A 14,505-nucleotide genomic window follows, 5' to 3' on the forward strand; every position below is an offset into this window, starting at 1 on the left:
TGTCTACCAAGCAAACATAACGTGTTGTTACTACGGTAACAAAGAGGTCATTTGGGGTTGTATGGTTAAGTGACTAAGCGTATACGGTGGATGCCTAGGCAGTTAGAGGCGATGAAGGACGTGTAAGTCTGCGAAAAGCTGTGGGGAGCCGACAAAATGCTTTGATCCACAGATGTCCGAATGGGGAAACCCAGTCCTTAGGGACTATCTTACAGTGAATACATAGCGGTAAGAGGCGAACGAGGGGAACTGAAACATCTAAGTACCCTTAGGAAAAGAAATCAAACGAGATTCCCCTAGTAGCGGCGAGCGAACGGGGAGCAGCCGAGTAGTAATGAAGTAGTGGAAGTAGTTGGAAAGCTACGCGATACAGGGTGATAGCCCCGTACACAAAGCGTCATTATTGCCATATTAAGTAGGTCGGGACACGTGTTATCTTGACTGAAGATGGGGGGACCATCCTCCAAGGCTAAATACTCCTAACTGACCGATAGTGAACCAGTACCGTGAGGGAAAGGCGAAAAGAACCCCTGTGAGGGGAGTGAAATAGAACCTGAAACCGTATACGTACAAGCAGTGGGAGCAGACTTGTTCTGTGACTGCGTACCTTTTGTATAATGGGTCAGCGACTTATATTTAGTAGCGAGGTTAACCGAATAGGGGAGCCGTAGCGAAAGCGAGTGTTAACTGCGCGTTCAGTTGCTAGGTATAGACCCGAAACCCGGTGATCTAGCCATGGGCAGGTTGAAGGTTGAGTAACATCAACTGGAGGACCGAACCGACTAACGTTGAAAAGTTAGCGGATGACTTGTGGCTGGGGGTGAAAGGCCAATCAAACCGGGAGATAGCTGGTTCTCCCCGAAAGCTATTTAGGTAGCGCCTCGGACGAATACCACAGGGGGTAGAGCACTGTTAAGGCTAGGGGGTCATCCCGACTTACCAACCCTTTGCAAACTCCGAATACCTGTGAGTACTATCCGGGAGACACACGGCGGGTGCTAACGTCCGTCGTGAAGAGGGAAACAACCCAGACCGCCAGCTAAGGTCCCTAAATATTACTAAGTGGGAAACGAAGTGGGAAGGCTAAGACAGCTAGGAGGTTGGCTTAGAAGCAGCCACCCTTTAAAGAAAGCGTAATAGCTCACTAGTCGAGTCGGCCTGCGCGGAAGATGTAACGGGGCTAAGTAATATACCGAAGCTGCGGACTTGTACTTATGTACAAGTGGTAGGGGAGCGTTGTGTAAGTGGCTGAAGGTGAGCTGAGAGGCTTGCTGGACATATCACAAGTGCGAATGCTGACATGAGTAACGATAATGGGGGTGAAAAACCCCCACGCCGGAAGACCAAGGTTTCCTGTCCCATGCTAATCAGGGCAGGGTAAGTCGGCCCCTAAGGCGAGGCAGAAATGCGTAGTCGATGGGAAACGGATTAATATTTCCGTACTTGGTATATCAGTGAAGGGGGGACGGAGAAAGTTATGCAAGCCTGGCGTTGGTTGTCCAGGTGAAAGTGCGTAGGCCGTTATCTTAGGCAAATCCGGGATAACATTGGTCGAGACACGAGACGAGACACTACGGTGTTGAAGTTGCAAATACTCTGCTTCCAGGAAAAGCCTCTAAACTTATGATATATCGAACCGTACCCCAAACCGACACAGGTGGTCAGGTAGAGAATACTAAGGCGCTTGAGAGAACTCGGGTGAAGGAACTCGGCAAAATCGTACCGTAACTTCGGGAGAAGGTACGCCGCTGTTTGTGATGGGATTGACTCCCTAAGCGAATGGCGGCCGCAGTGAAATGGTGGCTGGAACTGTTTATTAAAAACACAGCACTGTGCTAAATCGAAAGATGACGTATACGGTGTGACGCCTGCCCGGTGCCGGAAGGTTAATTGATGGGGTTAGCTTCGGCGAAGCTCTTGATCGAAGCCCCGGTAAACGGCGGCCGTAACTATAACGGTCCTAAGGTAGCGAAATTCCTTGTCGGGTAAGTTCCGACCTGCACGAATGGCGTAATCATGGCCACGCTGTCTCCACCCGAGACTCAGTGAAATTGAAATCGCAGTGAAGATGCTGTGTACCCGCACCTAGACGGAAAGACCCCGTGAACCTTTACTATAGCTTGGCACTGAACATTGACCCTACATGTGTAGGATAGGTGGGAGACTTCGAAGCATTGTCGCCAGATGATGTGGAGTCAACCTTGAAATACCACCCTTGTAGGTTTGATGTTCTAACATTGTTCCCTTATCGGGAATGTGGACAGTGTCTGGTGGGTAGTTTGACTGGGGCGGTCTCCTCCCAAAGCGTAACGGAGGAGCACGAAGGTTGGCTAATCCTGGTCGGACATCAGGAGGTTAGTGCAATGGCATAAGCCAGCTTAACTGCGAGACAGACACGTCGAGCAGGTACGAAAGTAGGTCATAGTGATCCGGTGGTTCTGAATGGAAGGGCCATCGCTCAACGGATAAAAGGTACTCCGGGGATAACAGGCTGATACCGCCCAAGAGTTCATATCGACGGCGGTGTTTGGCACCTCGATGTCGGCTCATCACATCCTGGGGCTGAAGTCGGTCCCAAGGGTATGGCTGTTCGCCATTTAAAGTGGTACGCGAGCTGGGTTTAGAACGTCGTGAGACAGTTCGGTCCCTATCTGGTGTGGGCGTTGGATGATTGAGGGGAGCTGCTCCTAGTACGAGAGGACCGGAGTGGACGAACCGCTGGTGTTCGGGTTGTTTTGCCAAAGGCATTGCCCGGTAGCTACGTTCGGAATCGATAACCGCTGAAAGCATCTAAGCGGGAAGCGAGCCCCAAGATGAGTCATCCCTGTACGTTTAACGTACCTAAAGGGTTGTTGAAGACTACGACGTTGATAGGCAGGGTGTGGAAGCGTAGCAATGCGTTGAGCTAACCTGTACTAATTGCCCGTGAGGCTTAACCATACAACGCCCAAGTGGCTTCCTTATATAATCGTTCTTCGAACGAGTCGTGTTAAATTGCTTAAACGGAAGGAAACCTTCCTGACAATTTACCTACTCGCTAAAGTGGAAAGATAGAATAAGAAGCAGTTGGTGTGTTGAGTGACAAGATACGACATAAAAATTAGAGTAAGACTAAAGAGCTTTTTAGCCTCGATTATTTGCTCCCTCTCACAAGAGAGACAAGAGCATCAGCTTTTACATATTGATTTATTGAGTTAACACTCGATAAATAACAGTTTATGTCTGGCGGCCATAGCGATGCGGTCCCACCTGATCCCATTCCGAACTCAGAAGTGAAACGCATTAGCGGCGATGGTAGTTTGGGGTTTCCCCATGCGAGAGTAGCACACTGCCAGACTCCCAATTAAGTACGAAGCCACCTTTAACGAGGTGGCTTTTTGCGTTTTGGGGGATTGAAAAGTTGTATCACTTAGATTAGTCAAATACACATCCCTGATGAGATGCACCCAAATTCGTCATCCATGACTCATTGAAAATGCCTAGCCGAGCAGTGCTCGTCTCAATACGGCATTTTCCCATCACGAAGTGGATTCCCGGAATCAAGCATAGCTTGACTCGTTACAGCGGTAAGAGCTGCGCTCTTAAAAGACCCCGCTTCCCCCCATGCGAGAGTAGCACACTGCCAGACTCCCAATTACACGAAAAGCCCTGAGCATACAACGCTCAGGGCTTTTTCGTATAAGCGCATTCGCGCAATGCTACCCAGCAATAAACCATCACAAAGTGGATTCCCGGACAGTCGCAGAGCTCCTGTCGTTCAGGCGGTTAGGTGAGTATCACGTATGACTAATCAGGCGGCGCATGTGCCTAAAGAAACAGATTATTCCCACACACGCAGCTTAGAAAAGTTGTGATACTTTTAATGTAGTCAATCACACATCCCTGATGATGCTCACCCAACCTTGGCATCCATGCCAAGCTGTTAAACCGCTGGAGCAATGCTCCAGAAAGCCTCGATTTAACCCCTGATGAGATGCACCCAAATTCGTCATCCATGACTCATTGAAAATGCCTAGCCGAGCAGCGCTCGTCTCAATACGGCATTTTCCCATCACGAAGTGGATTCCCGGACAGTCGCAGAGCTCCTCTCATTCAGGCGGTTGGGTGAGTATCACGTAAAGTCGTCAAATACACATCCCTGATGATCGGCACCCAACCTTGGCATCCATGCCAAGCTGTTAAACCGCTGGAGCAATGCTCCAGAAAGTTTCGATTTAACCCCTGATGATATGCAACCAAACTCGCCATCCGTGGCTCATTGAAAAGCGGAGCTAAAATCCCGCTTTTCCCTCCTGCGAGAGTAGACAGAAAATGTTCCAGACATTTTTCTGCACTTCCTACATTCAGGTAGGTCGCACTCGGCTCTGGCATCCTGCTTCGCTCTACCTCCTACATCTCGATAACTGCTCCTGCGTTATTCTACCTTCCGCCATCCATGGCGGTCGCATGTAGTCGACTGCCAGACTCCTATTCAAAAGAAAGGGTACCTAGCACTTAATTGACGTTTGGAACAAATCTCAAAAGTTTGCTATTCAAAGTATACTTTGTATTCTGTAATGGAATAAAAGTCTTCAGCGGTCGCATGTAGTCGACAGCCAGACTCCCAATTACACGAAAAGCCCTGAGCACACAACGCTCAGGGCTTTTTCTTAATCTTTTGGGCTATCTAAAATTAAAGATACTTTGTTGAATAGTGCTAACGGTAGAAACCAGTTGGGAGTTTTAATCTATCCAACGCTTAGTAAGTTGATCGTAGGCATCTATTCTTCGGTCTCTAAAATATGGCCAAATTCTTTTCACTTGCTCTGTCCTAGCTAAATCTAATTCGACAATTAGGTTTTCTTCACTATCCGCACTAGCTTTGGCAAGTAACTCTCCTTGAGGACCCGCTATAAAGCTATTTCCCCAAAATTGAATCCCAGCGTTAGATTCCATGGGAGATGCTTCATATCCGGTTCGGTTGGCGACGACTACTGGTAATGAATTGGCTACCGCATGACCCCTTTGAATAGTTTGCTAAGGCATCCTGTTGTCTTAATTGCTCTTCTTTAGAGTCATTTAGGTCCCAGCCTATTGCTGTAGGGTAAAAGAGTATTTCGGCACCGGCCATGGCCATTAAGCGAGCTGCTTCTGGGTACCATTGATCCCAGCATACTAACACGCCTAGTTTTCCAACACTGGTTTGGATTGGTTTAAATCCCATGTCACCTAGAGTGAAATAAAACTTTTCATAAAATCCTGGATCATCGGGTATATGCATTTTACGGTATTTACCCACCATGCCCTGTTGTTTGTCAAATACGACTGCTGTATTGTGATATAGACCTGTCGCCCGTTTTTCAAAAAGGCTAGTCACCAAAACTATATTTAATTGAGCCGCTATTTGGGCGAAATATTCAGTTGCAGGCTCAGGAATTTCTTCTGCTAAATCAAAGGCATCTGTATCTTCTTGTTGACAAAAATATAAGGTGCTGTGTAATTCTTGGAGCAATATTAGTTCGCAGCCTTCAGACGCTAAATGGGTAATTTGTTGTGCTGAACGCTGCCAGTTTACTTGTTTATCATTGTCTTTTACTGCCTGCTGAACCAAGCCAACTTTGAGCTTTCGATTATTTTTCATATTCTGTAATTCCCTCGGAAAATTGTTGCACTATTTCAGGCTTTAAGGTGCCTTTTGGTATTTGCATACTAATGCAGTGTAAGCTGCCGAATTGCTGGATTAATGGCAAGCAATTTATCGCTATAATTTTATAACTCGGGTAGGCCTTTTGTATTATTGCAAGTGCTTGGTTATCTTCGGGTTGTTGATAAGTTGGGCACAACACCGTTTGATTTGATAGTAGATAGTTTGCATAAGATGCCGGTAATCTGTCCCCTTTTGGGTTTACAACAATAGGCAGTGGCAATTCATAGATTTTGTGTGTAGGCAAATGACGCTTACATTCGTCGACCAAAGCTGATAGTCCACTGTAATGAGGGTCAGTAGGGTGGTTATACGCGGACTGAATAACTAAACCTGAATCAGGTGTAAATCTGACTAATGTGTCTATGTGCCCATCAGTATCGTCCCCTTCTAGGTGCCCGTTCTCCAAAATGATTGAGTTACTAGCGCCTAAGTTCTCTGAGAAGAAAGTCTTGTATTGGGAAAGCGTATATTGGCCGTTGCGTTCAGGGTTAGTCAAACAAAGTTTAGTAGATAGTAATAGTCCATTTTGGTCAATTTCTATTGCTCCCCTTCAACAACAAGATCTAGCGTTTTAATTGAGTTTTTGCATAAACCAGTTAATACGTACTGATTAATCTTATTGTCTTTAGATGCATCAAACTTATTGCCCCAGCCATTAAATGTAAATTCTACCGGTGAATAATTGTGTTGGCTGTCTTTGCACGTTAAAAACGCATAATCTCTAACCCAAGTATCATTATATTCAGAAGGTACAAAAATAACGCTAGCTTGTTTAGCAAGTTGCTTCTTACAGTAAGAAATTTGATTTTGTCTAATGAGTAAAATTATAGATATGCCTTGTGCATTCAAGGTACTAATTATTTCTAGATAGACGGCTTGTACATCATTTAACCACGGAGCCCAATCTGTTTGGTCATCAGGCCAAGCGAGAATAACTGCTTCTTGAGGTGCCCACTCGGGGAGTAACTGAGTTTTAGTGATCATTTAAAGTGATGGTATAGAAATGTGCGATGCATAATTATAGTAGTTTGCAACAATGGTGTCTTGCATTGAATTATTGTTGTACTCAATTTTTAACTGCTCGAAACATTATTCTCAATACATATTATTGGCTTATTATTATATGTGATATTGTTTTGAGTCAGTGTGCTCAAGCTACTTTGGCTTGAAATATGTTAAATAGGATTAACAACTGGCTGAAAAACTAATCATTTAGGTGCAAACCAAACATCCTCTTAGAATTTTTATTGGTATTAATTGTCGTTTTCTATTCTTTAAGTTATATACATATTTTAAAAATACAATAAAATCAATGCTTTACAGGTTGGCGTAAACTAAATTACGACGCTTTACAGTACATTTACCCATTTAGAACATTAAAAATACAGAAAATACTTTCATCTTCAGTCATAAATATAGTGCGAATTACGCACAACTTGAGGAAGTAAAAATGAAAAAACTAATTGCAGTAGTAACAGTGGCATTATGTGCTTTTAACGCAAGTGCAGCCATGGAATCTAAAAGTAAAGCTAAATACAAATTTAAAGGCGATACAGAGTATTCTAGTTTTTGTGAAGCAGTAGTTGCTGACGACGTAAAAATGTTGAATAAAAGTTTTCGCAGTAAAATTGGTCAAGTGGCGTCGACTAAATCAGGTGTAGTTAGCTTAATCGTATCTGATGACGGTGTTAAATGTAATGGTTCTACACTTGCTGAGTTTTCTAGAAAGCGTGAATCAAGCCAAGTTTCAGCGTTTCTTAGTAAGATTAAGTAATGATGTTGGATTGTGAGTAAAGTACGTAATTGCATGAAATTTACGTACTTTGCTCTTTCTTTCAAGCCCTTTATAGAATACCGCTACCTAAATAACCTGGATCCTGGGTAAGCCAGAACCTCCGGATAACGCTCTTTTTGTATCTAGCTGCGTTGGATTATTTAGCAATAACACGTATTAGGTACAACAATCCACCTTGCTATACACCAAAAATTTCTTTACTGAGTAACATTTAGCTGAGGTTATGTAGACAAAAATATATTAAATTATTGAATTATATTGCTTAGCTAACAATAGTGCTTAGCTTAAACGATACTTCTTATCCTGAGCTCAGGTTAATATACTCTTCATCGGCTTGGGTTAACTAGGTATACTCACCGCCCTAAACTCAATTCTATTTATGCCTAAACAGCTTCATGTATTAAGTGTATGATCGCAAAATGAGTCAGTCTAAAAAACGTAAGTCATCTTGGTGGCAAACTAAATGCAAAAAATGTAAGCAACTAAGAGCCATGATTATTTGGGCTATTTTGATGTGCATAATTTATTTGTATTTTTGGGCATAATTATGAATGAAGTCATAGAGATAAGAAGTGTCTCGAAGCGCAACGTTATTACTAGCACTTTACTAGGTGCTGCAGCTTTAGTGTTTGGTACCGCTAGTTTGATTATATTGCCCGATACTTACTACTTAGTTGGTATTTTTTTATTAGTTTGTCGATTGTTGCTCTTGTTGTCGCTTGGGTAAAGTATCGGGAACCTGAATATAGTTTCATTTTATCTAAGAATGAAATTGTTCATAAACGTAGGCAAGGAAATTGGACATTAAGTTGGAGTAACATTCAAAGAATAGATATACCTTCCGTTAATCGTGGCTTTGCTAGTGAGAAATTAGACATGATTGGCATCAAGTTGAAAGACTACCCTACCTTTTTAAGCGTTATTTCTCCGCGTTTGATGACTAACATCTTAATGGAGCAGCGCTCATTACTTTTGCATTCCACCGATAATTGCTCTTCAGGGAGTTGTTATGGTGAAGATCTATTGGAAGATGACTATTACAAGACTATTTGTGGACGGGAGTATAAGGGCGTGCAAGCTATGTTTGCTAATAGAATGAGTAAATTAAGAGAAAGGTTAGGCTACGATATTTATATATCGGCATCTGACTTAGATCGAAGTGAAATAGATTTCGTTAATTTACTTAAGCGATGCCAACAACACGTATCTATGCATAATGCTTATACTAATCAAGGTTAGTCTTTGATATATAACCGGCGACTTAAAATTCAGTCAATTGATTATGTTCAAGCCATTTTTCAATCTAAATGGCTAGGTTCACTTTCTGGGTTGCTTGTTGAACATCACAAGTGTTGAGTAACTGCGCAGAACAATGCGTTAGCAAACCTGTTACCCAAGGTTTATCTGAGGTTGTATTTTTTGTTTGCCTATTTGTAGAATAATTCTTCCTTCACTTAGCAAATTAGGTATGAGCGCTAGAGCCGCCGAGTGCTTACTATTTTTAAGTAATGTTTCAATTTTATCACAAAGCTTGTGTATCGCTGGCACACCGGTATAACAGCATGCTCCATGCAGTAAGTGGATGACGGCCTGTAACTCAGCAAAGTCTTTTTGCAAGCTTGTATTCTCTATTTCTAGCAATAATTTGGGTAATTGCTGCATAAATTTAATCAAAAGATCTTTGGCTGCTAACTCATTTTGGTTTGATCTAACTAAGGCCAAGTCCCAATCAAAACTCTTTACGTTCTCTTCAACATGATCGGTTACTTGGCACCAACGTTGTATTAGGTCAACCAAATCTGAAAGGTTGATGGGCTTGGGTAAATAGTCATCCATGCCCGAACTTAGTAGCCTGTCCTGCTCTTCTTTAAAAGCATGTGCGGTCACTGCTATGATCGGTGTTCCCAAATTTAAAGGGGTTTGCCGTATTAATTTAGTGGCTGCTAAACCATCTAAATTTGGCATCTGTACATCCATTAAAATTAAGTCAAACTCGTGGATCTGGCATTGATCTACCGCGTCTTTTCCGCCGTAAGATAAAGTTAATTGCAAATTGGTATTTTTAAACCAAGTGGTCAGCAACAGTAAGTTCATTTCCATATCATCCACCGCTAACACTCTAACTTTGGGAAGAGACATCAGTTTTTGCTGCAAAGCGTTAATGGGAGCTTTAACAGGCACTTGCAGTAAACTGTCTATTTTCCCTAAGGTAAGAGGCAAACGTATTTTATGCAGAAAATACTGTGATAGGTCAGTTCGACTAGATAGCGATTCTGCAGCAGAATAAAGGAGTACAGCGCTTTTAGCTTCTACGTGCCGCGTGGCTTCAAGAATATTGGGTAATAAGCTGACTTTATTCCAGGGGACGCTAATAAATAAAGTGTCGTGTTGTCCTTTTATGGTTTTCAAGAATGCTAAAGATTCAACGCCAGTGACAACGGCTCCCAGCGAAGTGAGCATTTTTATGCCGCAGTATCGAGAAAGTGGATTGGGATCAAAGTAAATTATCTGCTTACCCTGCCAAGGCCCGTCTGGTTTAATTGATAAATTGGTATTGAGCAGGTTGTTGCGAATTGTCACGGTAAATACACTACCCACACCAGGCGTACTTTGTAGTGACAGTTCGCCGCGCATTAGCTTTACTAACTCTTGGCATATAACTAATCCTAGTCCAGTACCTTGATACGAGCGATTTAGCGCATCATCTACTTGAGAAAATGCGGCGAACAGCTTTCTCTTATCTTCCCGACTAATACCAATACCAGAGTCTTCAATTCTTAGAGTTAGTTCATAAATACCATGTTCTTTTTCTTTACCGCTCACTGACAACCTTATGTGACCATAATCAGTAAACTTAAGTGCATTACCTAATAAGTTGTTAAGCAATTGCTTAATTCGATAGCTGTCACCAATTAGTTTTTCGGGAAGGGGATCAAGGTCGTAGATAAATTCTAAGTTTTTAAGGTGGGCGGATTTTGCCATCACGCTAACCACGTCTTCTAATAATTGGTTGGGTGAAAACGGGTGGTTATTGATTTGTAACTTACCCGCTTCTATCTTTGAAAAGTCCAAAACGTCATTAACAATGTTGAGTAAGTTATCAGCAGCGGCATTGATAATACTTGCATGCTCTTGTTTTTCGATTGGCAAGTTTTCAGAGTGAAGCTCTTTGCTAAAGCCTAATATAGCGTTTAACGGGGTACGAATTTCATGACTCATATTGGCAAGAAATTGTGACTTAACATGACTCGCTGCAATCGCGTCTTTTCTGGCTATGTCCAAGCGAACATTTTGTTCTTCTACCAACTCAATATTATTGCGCAAGTCCTTTGTTGCCTGTTCCACTTCGAGCTGTAATTGATAGCGGCTCTTGTCTATCAAGGCTACAGAGAATAAACATACTTGAACAAATAAACCTACTTGAAAACAATGAGAAGTAAAAATGTTTATCGGTAAAACGCCGAATAACTTACTAAAGGTAAAAAATCCGCAAGTGGCTAAAATACACCAACCGAGTATATAAAATCTGCTGGAATAAAATTTATTCGAATAACTTTCGAAGCCCGCACAAGTATAAATAATCATGGCAATAAAACTCGCAACATAAACCAGTTGGCTTTGCCACAATGGAGGCAATATTCCGAGTATCGTACTGACGGCTAAAATGGAAAAAGTAAATATGCAATACTTAATAAAAGGTAGCGATTTAGGGGCTGTCTTCTCAGCGTCTAGTAATGACAATGTAAACAAGCCGGAAGTGATACCAATAACAGTGAAAATTATGTCTGTGTGGGCCCCTAACCAACTCGATAAGTAGGTAGGCATCATCAGTACAAAGTGTCCACCCCAGATGAATTGCCACAATAGTACTGAGAATATATAGGCTACATAACCTAGTAAATTATTGTCTCTAAAAGTTATATACAAAATTAGTATATAGATGGCCAACATAATGAGGCCGCCGTAAAAAAGCCCCCACAGTATGTTGTCGTAGAACGTAGCGGTTTTATGGTGTGCCTGTGTTTGCAAAATAATAGGTGCTAGGATGCTCGATTGTTTGTTTTCTAAGCGAATGAATATCGCTACTGTTTGTGCGTACGGTAAGGTCACTTCTAATGTAGGAAGGCGGTAATTGAGATCTTTGCCTAATTTTCCTTGTTCTGACTGTGCAATAATTTTATCGTTAAACAATACATACATATCCGCTTTTTCAAGCTGGCTAAAGTTAATATCGAGTACCCAGTCATTTTCCGTCGTGACGTTACTTATAGTGGTGTACAACCATACGCCCTTGTCTGAATAGCCATAATTTGAATTGTCTGCAGTTGGCCAATTAAATTCAGCCGTTCGATTTCTGATTTGCTCTAAGGTTAAAACTTGGTCAGTTTCATTAAATATTTTTAGTTGCGCTGATAATGGTAGAACGGCATCGGTTGAAATTAATTGAATGTTACTTTGCGCAAAACAAAAAATTGGCAGCGTAGCAATTAGGAGAACAAAGAGTCTGACAAGTCGAAATGTCATGAATATACATATACCAAAGCTGATAGTTGAATAGTATTAAACCATCTCATAGGTGTTTGAAGCAATCCTAACTAGAAGAATGTTGCAGGGTGATTTAACCAATTCAATTTATGAGGTAATCTACCTTACAATAGAGCGATATGTAACAATTCAACCAGTGGTGTAAATAGTCGAGTATGAGCCAAGAAACTATTATCAATAAAGATGGCATTGAACAATTACCAATGCGTCGTTTTACGGAAGAGTCTTATTTAAACTATTCCATGTACGTAATTATGGATAGAGCTTTGCCGCATATTGGTGATGGGTTAAAGCCCGTGCAAAGGCGGATTATTTATGCGATGTCTGAACTAGGTTTAAGCAATGCTGCTAAATATAAGAAGTCAGCTCGTACAGTAGGTGATGTGTTAGGTAAATTTCATCCACATGGTGACTCAGCTTGTTACGAAGCAATGGTATTAATGGCGCAGCCATTTTCTTATCGATATCCTTTAGTCGACGGGCAAGGTAACTGGGGCGCGCCAGACGACCCTAAATCTTTTGCCGCCATGCGTTATACCGAATCTCGGTTATCAAAATTCAGTGAAGTATTACTAACCGAATTGGGCCAAGGCACAGTAGATTGGCAGCCGAATTTTGATGGTACTCTGGACGAACCTAAAGTGTTACCAGCTAGATTGCCGCATATTTTACTAAATGGAATTACTGGGATTGCGGTTGGTATGGCTACCGATATTCCACCCCATAATGTTCGTGAAGTTGCGAATGCTTGTGCGCATTTACTAGATAATAGTAAAGCAGAATTGCATGAACTATTGGAATTTGTGCAAGGCCCCGACTATCCAACTGACGCTGAAATTATAACCTCCAAAGCAGATATCGCCAAAATTTATGAATCAGGTAAAGGTTCTGTAAAAATGCGAGGGGTGTACCACGAAGATAATGGCGATATCATCATTACCGCGCTACCTCATCAGGCATCAGGCGGAAAAATTCTCGAACAAATTGCTGGACAAATGCAAGCCAAAAAGTTGCCAATGGTAAGCGATTTGCGAGATGAGTCTGATCATGAAAATCCAACTAGGTTGTTGATTACCCCACGCTCCAACAGGGTTGATGTTGAGCAGTTAATGCAACATTTGTTCGCTACTACCGATTTAGAAAAAAGTTATCGGGTCAATATTAATATGATTGGCCTAGATGGCCGCCCCAAGTTAAAGACTTACGCAGTATTTTGTCAGAGTGGCTAGTCTTTAGGAAAGATGTTGTAGTGCGTAGGTTACAGTATCGATTAGACAAGGTGCTTGCCAGACTACATATTCTTGAAGGTTTATTGATTGCCTTTTTGAATATTGACGAAGTGATCCGCATTATTCGTTATGAAGATAAACCTAAGCAAGCGTTGATGGCCCAGTTTGCTTTGTCAGATATTCAAGCTGAAGCCATTCTTGAATTGAAATTGCGGCACCTAGCTAAATTGGAAGAAATGAAAATAAAAGGTGAGCAAGACGAATTAGCTAAAGAGCGTGATGAACTGCAACTATTGCTAGGTTCAGATAGGCGCCTAAAAACCTTGATCAAAAAAGAAATATTGGCCGCAGCGGAGCTTTACGGAGATGAGCGTCGTTCGCCCATCGTCGCCCGCGGCGAAGCAAAGGCGCTTTCTGAGAAAGAACTGATGCCATCAGAAGCGGTCACCGTGGTGTTATCGGAAAAAGGCTGGGCGCGTTGTGCTAAAGGTCATGATGTTGATGTTGTTGGCCTAAGTTACAAAGCTGGTGATAGTTATCAATCTAGTGCAAAAGGACGTAGTAATCAGCAAGTTGTCTTTTTAGACTCTTCTGGCCGAGCGTTTTCATGTGATGCTCATGGACTCCCGTCAGCGAGAAGTCAAGGTGAACCTCTTACCGGGCGTTTTAATGTGGTGGGCGGAGAAAATATTGAGCACGTTGTCATGGGTCAAGATACTCAGCAATACTTAATGGCTTCAGACGCAGGCTACGGTTTTGTCGGTAAGTTCAGCGATATGATCAGTAAAAACAAAGCCGGTAAAGCCTATTTGTCTTTGTCTAACGCGGCAAAAATTATCAATCCACAACCTGTACATGACTTGAAAAGTGACTGGTGCTTAGCTATTTCTAACGAAGGCCGTATGTTGATGTTTCCACTTCGCGATTTACCTAGTTTAGGTAAAGGTAAAGGGAATAAGCTGATAAGCATTCCCTCAGCTAAAGCGCAATCTCGTGAAGAGTACGTAAAAGTATTAGCTGTGGTACCTGTGGGCGCTAATGTGAAAATTCTAGCTGGTAAGCGAGGTATGACACTGACGGCTGCTGATTTGGCTCATTATCAAGGTGAACGTGGTCGCCGAGGTAATAAGTTGCCAAGAGGATTGCAGCGAGTGGACGGCATTGAAGTTGAAGCGGTTAAGAGTGGTGCTGATGATACGGGCGAGTCAACTGATGGTATCTCGTTAGACTAGAGGCTACGAACTATTTAT

3 protein-coding genes, 2 rRNA genes and 3 pseudogenes are annotated in these 14,505 nt (G+C 42.3%); 5 read left to right on the forward strand and 3 right to left on the reverse strand.

The features are described from left to right. Nucleotides 1-63: 63 nt before the first annotated feature. Together RS130_RS06810 and rrf are read left to right on the forward strand one after the other, a co-directional pair. Nucleotides 64-2,940: ribosomal RNA gene (locus tag RS130_RS06810) — 23S ribosomal RNA — on the forward strand. A gap of 281 nt (nucleotides 2,941-3,221) precedes the next feature. Continuing rightward, nucleotides 3,222-3,337: ribosomal RNA gene (gene rrf / locus RS130_RS06815) — 5S ribosomal RNA — on the forward strand. Between the two features lie 1,385 nt (nucleotides 3,338-4,722). Here rrf and RS130_RS06820 read toward each other — a convergent pair. Together RS130_RS06820 and RS130_RS06825 are read right to left on the reverse strand one after the other, a co-directional pair. Further along, nucleotides 4,723-5,620: pseudogene (locus tag RS130_RS06820) on the reverse strand (carbon-nitrogen hydrolase). Next, nucleotides 5,610-6,670, reverse strand: a pseudogene (locus tag RS130_RS06825) (agmatine deiminase family protein). The pseudogenes RS130_RS06820 and RS130_RS06825 overlap by 11 nt, the downstream one beginning before the upstream one ends. Nucleotides 6,671-7,136: 466 nt before the next feature. Between RS130_RS06825 and RS130_RS06830 the strand changes: the two are divergent. Together RS130_RS06830 and RS130_RS06835 are read left to right on the forward strand one after the other, a co-directional pair. Next, nucleotides 7,137-7,460, forward strand: coding sequence for a hypothetical protein (locus RS130_RS06830; protein ID WP_316025331.1), 324 nt, complete (start codon nucleotides 7,137-7,139; stop codon nucleotides 7,458-7,460). Nucleotides 7,461-8,174: 714 nt separating this feature from the next. Further along, nucleotides 8,175-8,720: a DUF2982 domain-containing protein gene (locus RS130_RS06835; RefSeq protein WP_316025332.1), complete on the forward strand. Its 546-nt coding sequence runs from the start codon at nucleotides 8,175-8,177 to the stop codon at nucleotides 8,718-8,720. A 150-nt stretch (nucleotides 8,721-8,870) separates the two neighbouring features. Here RS130_RS06835 and RS130_RS06840 read toward each other — a convergent pair whose 3' ends face one another. Then, entirely contained in the window at nucleotides 8,871-12,005 is a 3,135-nt protein-coding gene (locus RS130_RS06840; protein ID WP_316025333.1) for a hybrid sensor histidine kinase/response regulator, read from the reverse strand. Nucleotides 12,006-12,181: 176 nt separating this feature from the next. Between RS130_RS06840 and parC the strand changes: the two are divergent. Further along, a pseudogene (parC, locus tag RS130_RS06845) lies at nucleotides 12,182-14,487 on the forward strand (DNA topoisomerase IV subunit A). Nucleotides 14,488-14,505 lie beyond the last annotated feature (18 nt).

This window comes from Paraglaciecola aquimarina, from assembly GCF_032464635.1.
GTDB lineage: Bacteria > Pseudomonadota > Gammaproteobacteria > Enterobacterales > Alteromonadaceae > Paraglaciecola > Paraglaciecola aquimarina.

Bases quoted from the DNA above. Each gene is read 5' to 3' on its own strand.
- RS130_RS06830 (WP_316025331.1), top strand. From the start codon at position 7,137: ATGAAAAAACTAATTGCAGTAGTAACAGTGGCATTATGTGCTTTTAAC.
- RS130_RS06840 (WP_316025333.1), bottom strand. From the start codon at position 12,005: ATGACATTTCGACTTGTCAGACTCTTTGTTCTCCTAATTGCTACGCTG.